This window comes from Bacillus sp. NPDC060175 (genome assembly GCF_042728695.1).
In the GTDB taxonomy this organism is placed as follows: Bacteria; Bacillota; Bacilli; order Bacillales; family Bacillaceae_G; genus Bacillus_A.
In genome coordinates, this window is the sequence record NZ_JBHWYR010000038.1 from 16,898 (window position 1) to 34,260 (window position 17,363).

Sequence of the window (17,363 nt, forward strand, 5' to 3'; positions counted from 1 at the left end):
ATGCGATATGACAGAACGTGATCGTTATACAAATGAAGAAAAAGAAGCTGAGCCGAAAGAAGTTCCAAAAGAGGCTTCTATAGTGGAGAAAATTCAGCAACTTGGACAGACGAATGTACCACAAATGAATGAATCGCGTATTCATTGCTTAACAATTGTTGGGCAGGTGGAAGGTCATATTCAGTTGCCACCACAAAATAAAACAACAAAATATGAACACATCATTCCGCAAATTGTCGCGATTGAACAAAATCCAAAAATTGAAGGTTTACTGTTAATATTAAATACAGTTGGAGGTGACGTTGAAGCTGGGTTAGCGATTTCTGAAATGGTGGCTTCGCTTTCAAAACCAACCGTATCTCTTGTTTTAGGAGGAGGGCATTCAATCGGTGTACCGATTGCGGTCTCGACTAATTATTCATTTATTGCCGAAACAGCGACGATGACAATTCATCCGATTCGTTTAACAGGTCTTGTTATAGGTGTGCCGCAAACATTTGAGTATTTGGATAAAATGCAAGAAAGAGTCATTCGATTTGTGACAAAGCATTCGAAAGTAACGGAAGATCGTTTTAAAGAGCTTATGTTCGCAAAAGGGAATTTGACGCGAGATATTGGGACGAATGTAATAGGTGGAGATGCAGTGAAGTATGGTCTTATAGATGGTGTCGGTGGTATTGGTAGCGCACTTCGAAAATTAAACGAATTGATTGATGAACGCATGGACAATAGTGCAGAAGGGACAATGCTACAATGATTTTATATACAATTATGCCAGAGCAACTTGTGTATCCGGCCGATTATTCACAATGCGAAAGCCAAAAAGTTGTGAATATAAATGGCGTGGAATTAGTGGTTTCTGAGGAGGATAATCAATGTTACTCTATTGTACGTGTATTAAGTACGAATCCGTCTCACTACCTAGATTTTGAGCCTGGACAGAAAATTACCTTTTAGCAAAAAGAAGGATTTTGTTTAGGAGCTATGGTATAATATACAAAACAAGACGGTTGAGCAGCCATGAGTAGGCTGCTTTCTTCTGTTTATTTAACATTTTACAAGAAGTGTAAAAATAGAAGATATAAAGACCTGAAAAATAGAGAGAAAGACATATAAGTAGAACTTTTTTATAAGGAAGTTGTACTTAATTTTTAGAACACGAGGTGAAGAAATGGCAAAACAAAAGCAAAGAGGGACGAAGGCAAAGGCAAGACGTACGATAAAGCCAACTTTGTATTATGAAATCGTCGGGTTAACTCTTTTTGCACTTTCGATTATTACGATTTTACAGCTAGGTGTTGTAGGGAAATCGTTTGTGTTATTTTTTCGCTTCTTCTTTGGTGAGTGGTACATAATTGGTGTGTTAGGTGTAATAGCTTTATCTGTTGCGTTTGTAATAAAGCGTGGATGGCCAAACCTTTTAAATAAACGGCTAATAGGTGTTTATTTAATTGTACTAGCAATATTAATGTTTAGTCATATTACATTATTTAACCTTCTTACGAAAGATGGAGCTGTGCAAAATACTTCTGTAATTGTTAGTACAAAAGATTACTTCTTCCTTGAAATGAAAAAGGGCCCGGATAGTGTTCATTTAGGTGGCGGTATGTTTGGTGCACTGATGTTCGCAACGTGCTATTTCTTATTTGACGAAGTAGGGGCATATATCATTGGAATTATTTTAGTTATTCTTGGAATACTTTGTATAACAAATAAACATATTGGAGAAGTACTTGCTCCGGTAGGGAGAATTCTTAGAAGTCAATTTCAAGTAATGCAAGGGGATTATAAAGATTGGAAATCTCAAAGGGTCGCCGAGCAAACTGAAAAGAAAAAAACAACAAGAAGCAAGAGGCGTGAACGTGTTGCTGAACAAGAAGAAGCTATTGAGCCAGTAGAAGAAATAGAAATTGGTCCACCAATTATTTCAAATTTTACTGAGAATTATCCAGTACGTGAAGAGACGGAAAAGCAGATAGAAGAAAATGATTTAATCACTCCTCCGTTTATTGAAGAGGCAGTTCCGCCTGTGCCAGAAGAACAACCTCAAAAGAAACGAGGAGAAAAAATTGTTGAATCGCTAGAAGGTGAAACGAAAGCACCTCCTATGCAATTTTCTAATGTGGAAAATAAAGATTATAAGCTTCCTTCGCTTGATATATTAAAGTTTCCCCAAAATAAGCAAGTTACAAATGAAAATGCGGAAATTTATGAAAATGCTCGTAAATTGGAACGTACATTCCAAAGTTTTGGTGTGAAAGCGAAAGTAACAAAAGTACATAGAGGTCCTGCAGTTACGAAGTATGAAGTGTATCCTGATATGGGAGTAAAGGTAAGTAAAATTGTTAGTTTAAGTGATGATTTGGCGCTTGCTTTAGCAGCGAAAGACATTCGTATTGAAGCACCTATTCCCGGGAAATCAGCTGTAGGGATTGAGGTTCCGAATTCAGAAGTTTCTATGGTAACGCTGAGAGAAGTTCTTGATTCAAAGGCGAATAACCACCCAGAAGAGAAGTTATTAATCGGTCTTGGACGTGATGTTACAGGAGAGGCTGTATTGGCACGTTTAAATAAAATGCCCCATTTATTAGTGGCTGGTGCGACTGGTAGTGGGAAGAGTGTATGTATTAATGGAATTATTGTAAGTATTTTAATGCGTGCGAAACCGCATGAAGTAAAATTAATGATGATTGATCCGAAAATGGTAGAGTTAAATGTATATAACGGTGTTCCGCACTTATTGACACCAGTTGTAACTGATCCGAAAAAAGCGTCACAGGCTTTGAAGAAAGTTGTGAGTGAAATGGAGCGTCGTTATGAATTATTTGCACATAGCGGTACGCGTAACATTGAAGGGTATAACGATTATATTAAAGAACATAATAGCCAATCGGAAGCGAAACAACCTGAATTACCATATATTGTAGTAATTGTGGACGAGTTAGCTGATTTAATGATGGTTGCTTCTTCGGATGTAGAAGATGCGATTATGCGTTTAGCACAAATGGCACGTGCTGCTGGTATTCATTTAATTATTGCGACTCAGCGTCCGTCAGTTGATGTTATTACGGGTGTTATTAAAGCGAATATTCCATCTCGTATTGCATTTGCTGTATCTTCCCAAATAGACTCTCGAACGATTCTTGACGGTGGTGGTGCAGAGAAGTTGTTAGGTCGTGGAGATATGTTGTTCATACCAATTGGTGCATCGAAACCTGTTCGTGTACAGGGGGCGTTTTTATCAGATGATGAAGTTGAGAGAGTCGTAGAATCTGTTATTGCGCAGCAAAAAGCACAATATCAAGAGGATATGATTCCACAAGATGTTCCTGAAACAAAGCAGGAAGTAGAAGATGAATTATACGATGAAGCGGTTCAGCTTGTAGTAGAAATGCAAACAGCATCTGTTTCTATGTTACAACGTAGATTTAGAGTAGGATATACGCGAGCAGCTCGTTTAATTGATGCCATGGAAATGAATGGTGTAGTAGGCCCTTATGAAGGTAGTAAACCAAGGGGAGTACTCATTAAAGATGTGCAAGAAAAAAGTTCTTAAAAAAAGCCTAATTGTTTTACAATTAGGCTTTTTTATATGCTGTTTTTGTTATATACTATATTCAGCAGAAAAGAAAGTGCTTACATAACGGGGGGATCTTTAGAATACGAATGCTTATTGTTTTGGTTTTCGAAACGTTCGATATTTAATGTAGAAAAATGTTGAATTCTGTTGACACATATGGGAGCAAGTGGTAAGATTACTTCGAAAAGAATCACTGCCTCATATAATCTTGGAGATAAGGTCCATAAGTTTCTACCTGGCAACCATGAATTGCTAGACTATGGGGGAAAAGTGTGTAACAAAGGATGTAAGGGATCTTTGTGCCGAACTTTTTCTCGATATGAGGAATGTTTATGGTGCAAAGTTTTTTTTATGGAATAAAGAGTGAAAATTTCACCTTGAAAAATTATTAATATTTGTTCGATAATTACACTTATTTTTAGTATTTAGTAATTATGCTGTGTTGTAAGTTGAAAAAAGAGAAAAGAAGTCTTACATCAGAGGTCGAATAATTGAAATGCGGGGGAGTCTTATGTCAGTAAAATCCGATAGTCGTCACCTATATTTGCGGGTGATTGATCACATCAAAGGAAAAATTAAAGATGGGGCTTACAAAGAAAAGCAAAAGTTACCTTCAGAGTTTGATCTAGCGAAAGAACTTGGTGTAAGTAGGGCAACTTTAAGGGAAGCACTACGCATTTTAGAAGAAGAAAATGTTGTTATTCGTAGACATGGTGTAGGGACATTTGTAAATGCGAAACCGTTATTTTCTTCTGGAATAGAGCAGCTTTCTAGTATTACAGATATGATTTCTAGTGTGGGGAAAACACCGGAAACAATCTTTTTATCATCATCTACAACAACTTTAACAGAAGAAGAAAAAGAGAAATTCAATTGTGAAGATGGCTTTAGTGCAGTAATGATCGAGCGTGTTCGTACAGCGGATGGGGAACCAGTTGTATATTGCATTGATAAACTGGCAAAAGAGATATTACCAGATTTATCGGGATACAATGAGGAATCGCTGCTTACAGTAATACATAATAATACGCACAAGCGAATCACATACGCAGTTGCTCACATTGAGCCAATAGGTTATCATCCGAAAATTTCACCGATTTTAGAATGTGAACCTGAGACAGCATTGCTAGTTTTAAAACAAATGCACTATGACCAAAATGATGAGCCAATCTTATATTCTATTAATTACTTTAGAGCTGACAAGTTTAGCTTCCACGTATTAAGAAAACGTATGTAGGTAAGTTCCTTTTTAGGGAGGTGACAGCAAGAAGTAGGGACAGCAGCGTATGAATCAATAGACAAATCATTTCAGGAGGGGTTTCTAGTATGAAGAAAAAAACAGGTCTTTTATTATCGTTAACGTTAGCAGCAAGTGCGGTGTTAGGTGCATGTGGTAACTCGGATAAAGAGAGTAGCGACAAAAAAGAGTTCAAAGTTGGTATGGTTACTGATGTTGGGGGCGTTGATGACAAATCATTTAACCAATCAGCTTGGGAAGGTTTAACGAAATTTGGTAAAGACAACAATTTAAAGAAAAATGAAGGATACCGTTATCTTCAATCAAGTAAAGATGCAGACTATATCCCGAATTTAACGAAATTTGCGAAAGATAATTATAACACAACATTTGGTATTGGATACTTAATGGAAAAATCAATCGAAAAGGTCGCTGAACAGTATCCGAAAGAACAATTTGCGATTGTAGATACAGTTGTAAAGAAGCCGAATGTAACAAGTATTACATTTAAAGACCATGAAGGTTCATTCCTAGTTGGGGCTGTAGCAGCAATGACAACAAAATCAAATAAAGTTGGTTTCGTTGGTGGTGTGAAGAGTCCATTAATTACAAAATTCGAATCAGGTTTTAAAGCTGGTGCAAAAGCAGTAAATCCAAATATCGAAATTGTATCACAATATGCTGATGCGTTTGATAAGCCAGAAAAAGGATCTGTATTAGCTTCAGCAATGTACGGTCAAGGTGTTGACGTAATTTATCACGCTTCAGGTGCAACTGGTAACGGTGTATTCACAGAAGCGAAAAACCGCAAGAAAAAAGGTGAAAACGTTTGGGTAATCGGTGTTGACCGTGATCAAAACCAAGAAGGTATGCCTGAAAACGTAACTTTAACTTCAATGGTAAAACGTGTTGATATTGCAGTTGCAAAAGTGGCACAAGAAGCGAAAGATGGTAAGTTAAAAGGCGGTAAAGTAGAAGAGTTTGGCTTAAAGGATGAAGGTGTCGGCATTGCGAAAACAACTGACAATGTGAAAAAAGTAAACCCAGAAATTTTAACAAAAGTAGAAGAGTTTGAGAAGAAAATCACTGCTGGTGAAATTAAAGTACCTGCGACTGATGATGAATATAAAGCATACGAAGCTGCTCTAAAGAAATAATGATAGAGCAATAGCAAAGGTTAGTTCTTAGAACTAACCTTTGTATATATAAAAATACTTTTAATAGAGTGTAATTGGGGAGTGTTCCCTGCTAGAAGGAGGAACAAAATGGAATACGTAATTGAGATGAACAATATTACAAAAGTATTCCCAGGCATTGTGGCGAATGATGATATTACGCTGCAAGTAAAACAGGGAGAAATACATGCTTTACTTGGAGAAAATGGTGCAGGGAAATCAACGCTAATGAATGTACTGTTCGGTTTGTATCAACCAGAACAGGGAGAGATTAAAATTAAAGGGAAACCTGTAAAAATTACAAATCCGAATATAGCAAATGACCTTGGAATTGGGATGGTCCATCAGCATTTTATGCTTGTTCATAATTTTACAGTTACAGAGAATATTATTCTAGGAAATGAGCCAAAGAGAAAAGGGAAAATCGCTGTTGAAGAGGCTGCAAAAGAAATTAAACAATTATCTGAACAGTACGGTTTAGCTGTTGATCCATATGCAAAGATTGAAGATATTTCGGTTGGGATGCAGCAAAGGGTTGAAATATTAAAGACACTTTATCGTGGTGCGGAGATTTTAATATTTGATGAACCGACTGCAGTGTTAACCCCTCAAGAAATTCATGAGTTGATTCAAATTATGAAAAAGCTTGTGCAAGAAGGGAAGTCTATCGTTCTTATTACACATAAGTTGAAAGAAATTATGGAAGTTTGCGATCGTTGTACAATTATTCGTAAAGGTAAAGGGATTGGTACAGTTGACGTTGCGAAAATGGATGAACATAAACTTGCAGAATTAATGGTCGGACGTCAAGTGAATTTTAAAACAGAAAAAATAGAGGCCAAACCGAAAGAAGAGGTTCTGTCTGTTGCGAATCTTGTCGTTCATGATGCACGCCAATTACCTGCTGTAAAAGGCCTTGACTTAACTGTTCGTGCAGGAGAAATTGTTGGGATTGCAGGGATTGATGGAAATGGGCAAAGTGAATTAATAGAGGCGATTACTGGTTTACGAAAAGTTGAGTCAGGTTCTATTGCAATTAAAGGAAAAGAAATAACGAATTGGCCTGTTCGAAGAATTACAGAGGAAGGAATTGGTCATATTCCAGAAGACCGTCATAAACACGGGCTAGTTCTCGATTTTTCTGTTAAAGACAATATAGTTTTGCAAACGTACTATAAAAACCCATTTTCTAAGAAGGGGATTTTAAATTTTAGCAAAATCACAGAGAAAGCAAAGGCGCTTATTGAACAGTTTGATGTACGTACACCTAGTGAACAAACATTAGCGCGTGCTCTATCAGGTGGAAATCAGCAGAAAGCTATCATTGCACGTGAAGTAGATCGTAATCCAGATTTATTAATTGCAGCACAGCCAACACGTGGTTTAGATGTAGGTGCGATTGAATTTATTCATAAAAAATTAATCGAGCAGAGAGATAATGGGAAAGCGGTATTACTTCTATCGCTAGAACTGGATGAAATTTTAAATGTAAGTGATCGAGTTGCTGTTATATATGAAGGGAAAATTGTAGCAATTGTCGATGCGAAAGAAACAAATGAACAACAGCTTGGTTTGTTGATGGCTGGCGGAACGGAGAAAGCGAAGGTGAATACAAATGGCTAAAAAATTTTTAACGGAGCGAACAATTAACATTTTAGTTCCTGTATTATCCGTTATTTTTGGTTTACTTGTTGGTGCCATTGTAATGTTAGTTAGTGGATATGATCCAATTGTTGGGTATGCAGCGCTTTGGGAAGGAATGGTTGGAAATCCGCAGGCTATCGGTGAGACGCTACGTACGATGATTCCACTTGTGTTAGCTGGTCTGTCTGTTGCATTTGCGTTTCGTACAGGTCTTTTTAACATTGGGGTAGAAGGACAATTATTAGTTGGATGGCTTGCCGCTGTCTGGTTTGGATATGCAGTGTCGTTACCAGCATTTTTGCATATTCCGTTATCTATTTTAGTAGCCGCGATTGCCGGTGGTTTATGGGGGTTTATACCTGGATATTTAAAAGGAAAGCTTAAAGTAAATGAAGTAATTGTCACAATTATGATGAACTACATTGCACTTTATGTTACGTATGATCTTATTAAACGTTTTATACATGAAGGTAATGAGAAATCTTATGATGTACAAGCGAGTGCTTCATTAGCTTCTGATTGGCTATCTTCATTGACAGATGGATCTCGTTTGCACTGGGGAATTGTTGTAGCTATTTTAATTGCTATTGTAATGTGGTTCTTATTAGATAGAACTACGTTAGGATATGAGTTGAAATCGGTTGGTTTTAACCAAAATGCATCGCAATATGCAGGGATGAAAGTCTCTCGTAATGTTGTATTATCAATGACAATTGCTGGCGCTTTTGCTGGAATTGGTGGGGCAATGGAAGGTCTAGGAACATTCCAAAGTATGACGGCAATGACATCGTTTACTGGTATTGGATTCGATGGGATTGCGGTAGCTCTTCTTGGAGGAAATAATCCGTTTGGTATATTATTATCGGCTTTACTGTTCGGTGGTTTGAAAAGTGCAGCCCCGCAAATGAATTTTGAAGCAGATGTACCTTCTGAGTTAATTAATGTTATTATTGCATGTATTATTTTCTTTGTTGCTTGCAGTTATGTTTTACGCTGGGCACTTACACGCATGAGCAAGGAGGGGAAATAAATGAGCTTTATAGATATTTTAGCCATTCTTGTGACTGGTACGTTATATACGGCAGCGCCACTTATTTTTACGGCGTTAGGTGGAGTGTTCAGTGAACGTTCTGGGGTTGTAAATATAGCATTAGAAGGTTTAATGTTATTTGGTGCATTTACTGGTATCGTTACAACGTTATTAATGGGTGATACGTGGGGAGCAATGACTCCTTGGATTGCACTATTATTTGCAGCTATTGGTAGCGGATTATTTGCACTTCTTCACGCAGTAGCATCCATTACATTCCGCGCGGATCAAGTAGTAAGCGGGGTAGCGATTAACTTTTTGGCTCTCGGTTTAACAGTATTTGCGATTAAGAAAATCTTTGGTAAAGGACAGACTGATTTTATTCAATACCGAATTGAAAAAATCGATGTTCCAGGACTTTCGGATATTCCGGTAATCGGGAAAATCTTTTTCTCAAATGTACCGTTAACATCGTATATTGCTATTATTTTAGCTTTTGTTGTCTGGTACATTATTTATAAAACACCATTCGGTCTTCGTCTTCGTGCTGTTGGTGAACATCCAATGGCAGCAGATACGATGGGGATTAATGTATATAAAATGCGTTATATTGCAGTTTGTATATCTGGAATGTTTGCAGGAGTGGGTGGTGCGGTCTTCGCAATGTCGATTTCTGGTAACTTCTCAGGTGCTACAATTACTGGACAAGGTTTCTTAGCACTAGCAGCTATGATCTTTGGTAAATGGAATCCACTTGGTGCTCTTGGAGCAGCACTGTTCTTCGGGTTTGCTCAATCACTTGGGATAACAGGTGGTACAATTCCTGTATTAAAAGAAATTCCAAGTGTATTCTTAACGATATTACCGTATGTATTTACAATATTAGCACTTGTTGGTTTTGTAGGCCGATCTGAAGCTCCGAAAGCATTAGGAACGCCTTATGAAAAAGGAAAACGATGAGTATTTAGAAAGTATAAGAAAAGCTCGCACATTAGTGCGGGCTTTTTTACATAGAATATATTTAATACGGAATTTTACTATGTTCCTTACATATTAAAGTTTTTAGAAAGACTCAAATGTAAGCATAATAAGGAAGAAAAGTTGATTTTTTATTTCTAAAAACTGTATATTGAAGAGGAATATTCCTACATACGTAAAGGAGGGCTATTAATGAAACTAATGGAACAGCAACTGCATGAATTAGGTGGCTTGCGAGTACATATTATTCCGACTGATAAATTTAAAACGAATACCTTTGTATTTCGTTTTAAAGCACCTTTAAATGAGGAGACGGTGACAGAGCGTGCTCTATTGCCGTACGTATTGCAAAGTGCGACAGAAAAACTGCCTTCTGTAATTCGTCTTCGTCAATATTTAGAAGAATTATATGGATCTTCTTTAGCGGTAGATGTAAGTAAAAAAGGGGAAGACCATATCATCTCTATTTATGTAGACATTGCAAATGAAACATATTTACGCGATGCACCACCGTTATTTGAAAAGGCGCTTTCTATGTTATCTGATATTGTTTTAAATCCAGCAATAGAAGGGGACGGTTTTTTATCTTCTATTGTAGAAAGTGAGAAACGAGCACTCTTGCAACGAATTGAAGCTACTTATGATGATAAAATGCGTTATGCAAACGAGCGTTTAATTGAAGAAATGTGCAAAGTAGAACCATATCGCTTAAGTGCAAATGGAAAAAAAGAAAGTGTAGCTTCTATTACAAATGAAAGTTTGTATCAATATTATCAAAAAGTGTTAGCTGAAGATGAAATGGATTTATATATCATTGGTGACATTTCAGAAGATGCCGTGGAGCTTGTAAATAAGTATTTTTCGATTTCACCTCGCGCTATGAAAGAGAGAAATGTACTTCTTCATAAACGAAATAATGAAGAAAAAGAAATTGTTGAAAAACAAGAACTAAAGCAAAGTAAATTAAATATAGGCTATCGCACATTCATTACGTATAAAGATGAAGAGTATTTCGCATTACAATTGTTTAACGGATTATTTGGAGGGTTTTCTCATTCGAAGTTATTCGTAAATGTCCGTGAAAAAAATAGTTTAGCGTACTATGCAGCATCGAGATTTGAAAGTCATAAAGGTTTGCTCTTCGTTATGTCTGGGATTGAAGCGAAGAACTTTGAAAAAGCTGTTGAAATTATTAAAGAACAGATGAAAGCAATGCAAAGCGGTGATTTTTCAGAGGAAGAGATTCAGCAAACGAAAAGTGTAATTCAAAATCAAATCTTAGAGGCAATTGATACACCACGTGGTTTTGTTGAAATGCTTTATCACGGGGTAATCTCAGAGCGTACGCGTCCAGTTGAAGAATGGCTAACGGGCATAGAAAACGTGACGAAAGAAGAGATTGTGAAAGTTGCTAATAATATTGAACTAGATACAATTTACTTTTTACATGGAACGGAGGGAGAATAAATGGAGAAAATTGTATATGAGCAATTAAAAGAGACGCTATATTATGAAAAACTTCCGAATGGATTAGACGTATATATCTTACCGAAACAAGGCTTCAACAAAACATTTGCAACATTTACGACGAAGTACGGTTCTGTTGATAATACATTTGTTCCGCTTGGAAAAGAAGACATGACTCGTGTACCAGATGGAATTGCTCATTTCCTTGAGCATAAATTGTTTGAAAAAGAGGACCATGACGCGTTTCAATTGTTTAGTAAACAAGGTGCTTCAGCTAACGCTTTTACATCTTTTACAAGAACCGCTTATCTCTTTTCCTGTACATCAAATGTAGAGAGAAATTTAAATACGTTGTTAGACTTTGTACAAGAACCGTATTTCTCTGAAAAAACGGTTGAAAAAGAAAAAGGTATTATCGGTCAAGAAATTCAAATGTACCAAGATAACCCAGACTGGCGTTTATACTTTGGGTTAATCGATAGTTTGTTTGTGAAACATCCAATTAAAATTGATATTGCAGGGACGATTGAGTCTATTAGTAAAATTACAAAAGACCTACTGTATGAATGTTATGAGACTTTTTACCATCCGAGCAACATGTTATTATTTGTTGTTGGAGCGATTGATCCTGAAAAAACAATGGATTTAGTTCGTGAAAATCAAGCGAAAAAAGATTACGAAAATCAACCGGAAATCGTTCGCTCTTTTGAAGAGGAACCAGAAGAAGTAAATGAAAAGAAAAAGATTATTTCAATGCCTGTTCAAACTCCAAAATGTTTAGTTGGTATTAAGGCAACGAATTTAAAAGAAAAAGGGCAAGCCCTGTTAAAACAAGAAATTGCGCTTACATTACTTTTAGATTATTTATTTGGAAAAGGGTCAGTTCATTACGAATCTTTATATAATGAAGGTCTTATTGATGATTCGTTCTCGTATGACTATACAGAAGAAAATAACTTCGGTTTTGCAATGGTTGGTGGAGATACGAAGCACCCTGATGAATTGGCAGAGCGATTAAAAGGTATTTTACTACAAACGAATTATGATCAGTTAGATGAGACTGCGCTGGAACGGGTGAAGAAAAAGAAAATTGGTGGATTTTTACGATCGTTGAATTCACCTGAATATATTGCAAATCAGTTTACACGATATGCGTTTAATGAATCTAGTTTATTTGATGCTCTTACAGTGTTAGAAGGATTGACTGTTCAAGACCTACAACAAGCAGCAAAAACACTATTAATTGAAGAGAAAATGAGTGTCTGCCAAGTGTTACCAAAAAAGTGAAGTAATATTTGAATTAAAAACGCAGTATCTATATCCCTCATCTAACGTTTGGTTATTGCCAAATGGTAAGATGAGGGTATTATTTATTTATACATAAAAGATAAGAGAGGGAATTTATGAAAAAGTATGCATTAGTAACTGGAGGAAGCGGAGGGATTGGCTCTGCTATTTCGAAGCAGTTAATCGAGGATGGTTATATAGTCTATATTCATTACAATAAAAGCGAAGAGAAGGTAAGGGAGTTACAAAAGGAATTTGATGTAGTGATTCCTGTGCAAGCAAATTTAGCTTCTATCGATGGAGCGGAGGAATTGTGGGGACAAATCGAACATCCTATTGATGTTATTGTATACGCAGCTGGAAAGAGTATCTTTGGATTAGTAACAGATGTTACGAATGAAGAATTAGATTATATGGTGGAGCTTCAAGTGAAGAGTGTATATAGACTTTTATCGATGGCGCTTCCACCGATGATCGGGCGGAGAAGTGGTAATGTTGTCATTATTTCATCCATTTGGGGGCAAATAGGAGCATCTTGTGAGGTGCTGTACTCAATGGTGAAAGGTGCACAAAATTCATATGTGAAGGCTTTAGCGAAAGAAGTTTCTTTAAGTGGATTGCGCGTTAATGCGGTAGCGCCAGGTGCGATCGAAACAGAAATGTTAAATGTATTTTCAGAAGATGATAAAAATGAAATTGCTGAAGATATTCCATTAGGTAGAATAGGACTACCCGAAGAGGTAGCAAAAACAATCTCCTTCCTTGTTTCGCCAGGAGCTTCTTATATTACGGGGCAAATTATTGGAGTCAATGGCGGTTGGCATTGTTAAAAATTTCTTACATAAAAAATAAAAAAATGGACAAATTAAGCATGATTCTATTACTCAATAGTGAGGTGCTTAAACATGTCAGTGTTAGATAATTTTGATCAGTGGAAGAGCTTTTTAGGAGAACGTTTAGAACAAGCGGGGGGAAAAGGGCTTGATGGTGGTGCCGTATCAGATATGGCATTTCGTGTTGGTGATTATTTAGCAAATGAAGTAGAAGCTCGCAATGATCAAGAAAAATTATTAGCTGAGCTTTGGAAAGTTGCTGATGAACAAGAGCAACATATAATCGCAAATTTAATGGTGAAGTTTGTACAACATAAGTAAAAGTAGAGAGGAGAAGCTCCTCTCTACTTTTTTTGTATAATAATTAGGACGAATAGATTATACATTTAGCTTCCCTATTAAGGTGAAATCATATAATATAGTACGTAGGTGTAAAGTAAGCGTGGGGGAGTGATTTTGGATGATTGAATGGTATTTTGAATATGAAATACATAAAAACCGACCTGGCTTACTTGGTGACGTTTCTTCGTTAATCGGTATGCTTGGCATCAATATTGTCACAATTAATGGTGTAGATAATGCACGACGCGGACTTTTGCTTATGTGTGATAATCAAGAACAAATCTCTAGACTTGAATCAATTTTAAATACGATGGATAATATAACGGTAACGAAATATCGTCCGCCAAAGCTTAGAGATAAGCTAGCAGTTAGACATGGTAGGTACATACAACGAGATGCAGATGATAAGAAAACATTTCGATTTGTGCGTGATGAATTAGGATTACTTGTAGACTTTATGGCGGAGATAATGAAAAAAGAAGGTCATAAACTAATTGGGATACGAGGAATGCCTCGTGTCGGAAAAACAGAATCTATTGTTGCCGCAAGTGTTTGTGCAAATAAGAGATGGTTATTCGTATCATCTACTCTCATTAAGCAAACTGTTCGTAGCCAATTGATTGAAGATGAGTATAGCGACGATAATATTTTCATACTAGATGGAATTGTGTCGACAAAGCGTGCTAATGAAAGACACTGGCAGCTCGTTCGTGAAATTATGAGATTGCCTGCAACGAAAGTTGTGGAACATCCGGATGTGTTTGTGAGTCAGTCAGAATATACATTGGATGATTTTGATTATATTATCGAATTGCGTAACGATTATGATGAAGAAATTCAATATAATTTAGTAGATGAAATTGAGCAAGGTACGCGAAATAATTTCTCTATGTTCGACTTTTAAAGAAATATTGAGGTGTTAGTAGTGACGGAATTAGGACAAAAGCTGACAGAAGCAAGAGAAGCGAAAGGCTTGGCTATTGATCAGCTGCATGAGATTACAAAAATTCAAAAACGCCATTTAGTAGCGATTGAAGAAGGCAATTATGATGTGTTGCCAGGAGCTTTTTATGCGCGTGCATTCATTAAACAATATGCAGATGCTGTTGGATTAAATGGAGAGGAACTGCTTGTAGAATATCAGAGTACGATACCACAATCTGAAAATCGTGAAGTTCCACAAGTATCAACTGGACAAAAAACACAAGAAACAATGCAAAAATCTTCATCATGGCCAATTGCAGATCATATGCCAAAAATTTTGATTGTGTTGTTAGTAATCGCATTTGGAGTGGTAGTCTGGTTTGTTATTCAAGCGTTAACTGGAAAAGATGATAGGCAAGTTCCGAATGCTCAAGGTGAGAAAATTGAAGTTCAAAAAGCAAAAGATTCTCCGCTAGATACGAAGAAAGATGAAGTGAAAGCAGAAGAACCTAAAAAAGAAGAACCAAAGAAAGAAGAGCCAAAGAAAGAGGAACAACCGGTGCAACCAACTGGACAACAAGAAGTGAAGGTAGTTGGAACAACTGGTAAGGTATCTACTTTGGAAATTCATAATAATAAAACATTAGAACTGGAAATATCGGGTAAAGGTGCGAGTTATGTAGATGTTAAAGATGATGCTGGGAACGAAATTCTAAACACTACAGTACAAGGTGGCCAAATAGAAAAACGTGATTTATCAACAGTAAAAGAAGTGCGACTTAATATTGGAAATGCAACGAATGTTGAAGTTAAACTGAATGGTCAAGTGGTTGCTTTCCCATTGGATCCAGCAAAAGAACTTCACCAAAGATTGGTGATAAAAAACCAAGGGATAGGGCAAGCTGCGCAATAACAGTCATCGCTTCGATGACTTTTTTCAATGAACAAATGTTTTTGACATGATGGAGGAATAGCTGTGAATTTACCAAATAAAATTACAATATCTAGAATCTTCTTAATTCCAATTTTTATGGTAATTATGTTAGCGCCCTTTGAGTGGGGCTCATTTATAATTGGTGATGTAGAGTTACCAATTCAACATTTAGTAGGGGCACTTATCTTTATTATTGCTTCGGCTACAGATTGGATTGATGGACATTATGCAAGAAAGTATAATCTTGTAACGAATTTAGGGAAATTCCTTGACCCGTTAGCAGATAAATTACTTGTTTCGGCAGCACTTATCACATTGGTAGAAATGCAATATGTACCTGCTTGGATCGTTATTGTAATTATAAGCCGTGAGTTTGCAGTAACAGGTTTACGCCTTGTACTTGCTGGGACAGGGGAAGTAGTTGCAGCAAATCAGCTAGGGAAAATTAAGACATGGACACAAATTATTGCGATTGCAGCATACTTATTACATGATGTACCGTTAAATCTACTTCATATTCCAGTTGCAGATATTTTCATATGGATTGCATTATTCTTTACCGTTATTTCAGGATGGGATTATTTCTGGAAAAATAAAGATGCTTTTGTAAACTCAAAATAGAAGTTTATGGGGGAATTGGGATGAATGCTGAAATTATTGCGGTTGGAACGGAATTATTACTTGGACAAATTGCAAATACAAATGCCCAGTTTTTATCTGAAAAGTTAGCTTCAATCGGAATTAACGTGTACTACCATACTGTTGTTGGGGATAATAACAAGCGATTACAGAAGGCAATTGAATTGGCTGAAGAACGAGCTGATATGCTCATTTTTACAGGTGGATTAGGACCGACAAAAGATGATTTAACGAAAGAAACAATAGCGTCTAGTTTAGATGAAGAGCTTGTGTATGATGAAAAGGCATTAACATCGATAAGCGATTATTTTAAGCGTACAGGCCGTGAATTTACAGAGAATAATAAAAAGCAGGCGCTCGTTTTAAATGGATCGACTGTATTTGCGAATGATCACGGTATGGCGCCTGGTATGGGGTTAAATAAGAACGGAAAAGTTTATATTTTATTACCAGGACCACCAAAAGAAATGAAGCCGATGTATATAAGTTACGTAGAGCCTTTTTTATGTAAGTTTACAACGGGGGAAAATATTTATTCTCGTGTTCTTCGTTTTTTTGGTATTGGGGAATCTCAATTAGAGGTGAAAGTTCAAGATTTAATTGATGATCAAACGAATCCAACCATTGCACCACTCGCAAATGATGGAGAAGTGACATTACGTTTAACTGCCAAACATCATGATGCTGATGAGGCGGAGAAACTGATTCAGCATGTGGAAGATTTGATTTTAGAAAAAGTAGGAGAATTTTTCTACGGATATGACCAAGATTTCCTTCATTACAAGGCAATAAGGCTATTGAAGGAAAAAGGGTTAACTTTAGCATGTGCAGAAAGTTTAACAGGTGGTCTTTTTGGAAATCAAGTAACAGAAAATGCTGGTGTTTCGTCTGTATTTAAAGGCGGTGTCATTTGTTATCAAAATGATGTGAAGCAACAAATTTTACATGTACCTGAAGAAGTGTTACGCACTGACGGCGCGGTTAGTAAACAGTGTGCTCGTTATCTTGCTGAAAATGTAAAGAAACTGTTAAAAGCAGATATCGGGATTAGTTTCACTGGGGTGGCAGGACCGGATGCTTCAGAGCATAAAGAGCCAGGAACAGTATTTGTTGGATTGGCGATTAAAGATGAACCAGCTGTAGTCTTCTCGCTTAATTTAAGTGGAAGTCGTCAACAAATTAGAGAACGCTCTACAAAATATGGATTTTATCATTTATTTAAAAAGCTAGAAGAGATATAAATTTCTTCTAGCTTTTTTTGTGGGGAAATCTAGTTTTATTCGATATAAAATA

General features: G+C 36.6%; 16 protein-coding genes and 1 riboswitch. All 16 genes read left to right on the top strand.

The features are described 5' to 3' along the window. Nucleotides 1-7: 7 nt before the first annotated feature. The 16 genes from tepA (at nt 8) to ACFWDE_RS18540 (ending at nt 17,311) form a co-directional block, all read left to right on the top strand. Nucleotides 8-757 (top strand): translocation-enhancing protein TepA, encoded by a 750-nt coding sequence (gene tepA, locus ACFWDE_RS18465; protein WP_002146116.1) that lies wholly within the window; start codon nt 8-10, stop codon nt 755-757. Next, on the top strand, nt 754-957 hold the full coding sequence (locus tag ACFWDE_RS18470; protein ID WP_002111349.1) for a YlzJ-like family protein: 204 nt from the start codon (nt 754-756) through the stop codon (nt 955-957). The genes tepA and ACFWDE_RS18470 overlap by 4 nt, the downstream gene beginning before the upstream one ends. Before the next feature lie 214 nt (nt 958-1,171). Next, entirely contained in the window at nt 1,172-3,556 is a 2,385-nt protein-coding gene (locus tag ACFWDE_RS18475; protein ID WP_002146117.1) for a DNA translocase FtsK, read from the top strand. Between the two features lie 202 nt (nt 3,557-3,758). After that, a riboswitch (purine riboswitch) is annotated at nt 3,759-3,860 on the top strand. 231 nt (nt 3,861-4,091) lie between these two features. Then, complete coding sequence (locus ACFWDE_RS18480; protein WP_002146119.1) at nt 4,092-4,817, top strand: GntR family transcriptional regulator; 726 nt, start codon at nt 4,092-4,094, stop codon at nt 4,815-4,817. Nucleotides 4,818-4,906: 89 nt separating this feature from the next. Continuing rightward, nucleotides 4,907-5,974: a BMP family lipoprotein gene (locus ACFWDE_RS18485; RefSeq protein ID WP_002146120.1), complete on the top strand. Its 1,068-nt coding sequence runs from the start codon at nt 4,907-4,909 to the stop codon at nt 5,972-5,974. A gap of 108 nt (nt 5,975-6,082) precedes the next feature. Then, on the top strand, nt 6,083-7,615 hold the full coding sequence (locus ACFWDE_RS18490; RefSeq protein ID WP_377893824.1) for an ABC transporter ATP-binding protein: 1,533 nt from the start codon (nt 6,083-6,085) through the stop codon (nt 7,613-7,615). Beyond that, complete coding sequence (locus ACFWDE_RS18495; protein WP_002146122.1) at nt 7,608-8,666, top strand: ABC transporter permease; 1,059 nt, start codon at nt 7,608-7,610, stop codon at nt 8,664-8,666. Before ACFWDE_RS18490 ends, ACFWDE_RS18495 begins: the two co-directional genes overlap by 8 nt. Beyond that, nucleotides 8,667-9,626, top strand: a complete 960-nt coding sequence (locus ACFWDE_RS18500) for an ABC transporter permease (protein ID WP_000008059.1) — start codon at nt 8,667-8,669, stop codon at nt 9,624-9,626. 210 nt (nt 9,627-9,836) lie between these two features. Further along, on the top strand, nt 9,837-11,111 hold the full coding sequence (yfmF, locus tag ACFWDE_RS18505) for an EF-P 5-aminopentanol modification-associated protein YfmF (protein WP_377893828.1): 1,275 nt from the start codon (nt 9,837-9,839) through the stop codon (nt 11,109-11,111). Further along, nucleotides 11,112-12,398, top strand: coding sequence for an EF-P 5-aminopentanol modification-associated protein YfmH (gene yfmH, locus ACFWDE_RS18510; RefSeq protein ID WP_002014592.1), 1,287 nt, complete (start codon nt 11,112-11,114; stop codon nt 12,396-12,398). Nucleotides 12,399-12,514: 116 nt separating this feature from the next. Beyond that, nucleotides 12,515-13,228, top strand: coding sequence for an elongation factor P 5-aminopentanone reductase (ymfI, locus tag ACFWDE_RS18515; RefSeq protein WP_002146126.1), 714 nt, complete (start codon nt 12,515-12,517; stop codon nt 13,226-13,228). 75 nt (nt 13,229-13,303) lie between these two features. Continuing rightward, nucleotides 13,304-13,552, top strand: coding sequence for a DUF3243 domain-containing protein (locus tag ACFWDE_RS18520; RefSeq protein ID WP_002146127.1), 249 nt, complete (start codon nt 13,304-13,306; stop codon nt 13,550-13,552). A gap of 139 nt (nt 13,553-13,691) precedes the next feature. Continuing rightward, the gene (locus ACFWDE_RS18525; protein WP_002146128.1) at nt 13,692-14,477 is read left to right on the top strand and encodes a DUF3388 domain-containing protein; all 786 of its coding nucleotides are present in this window, start codon (nt 13,692-13,694) and stop codon (nt 14,475-14,477) included. A gap of 21 nt (nt 14,478-14,498) precedes the next feature. Continuing rightward, complete coding sequence (locus ACFWDE_RS18530) at nt 14,499-15,410, top strand: helix-turn-helix domain-containing protein (protein WP_377893848.1); 912 nt, start codon at nt 14,499-14,501, stop codon at nt 15,408-15,410. Nucleotides 15,411-15,473: 63 nt separating this feature from the next. Next, complete coding sequence (pgsA, locus tag ACFWDE_RS18535; protein ID WP_002014596.1) at nt 15,474-16,052, top strand: CDP-diacylglycerol--glycerol-3-phosphate 3-phosphatidyltransferase; 579 nt, start codon at nt 15,474-15,476, stop codon at nt 16,050-16,052. A gap of 20 nt (nt 16,053-16,072) precedes the next feature. Beyond that, nucleotides 16,073-17,311, top strand: a complete 1,239-nt coding sequence (locus tag ACFWDE_RS18540) for a competence/damage-inducible protein A (RefSeq protein ID WP_377893834.1) — start codon at nt 16,073-16,075, stop codon at nt 17,309-17,311. Nucleotides 17,312-17,363 lie beyond the last annotated feature (52 nt).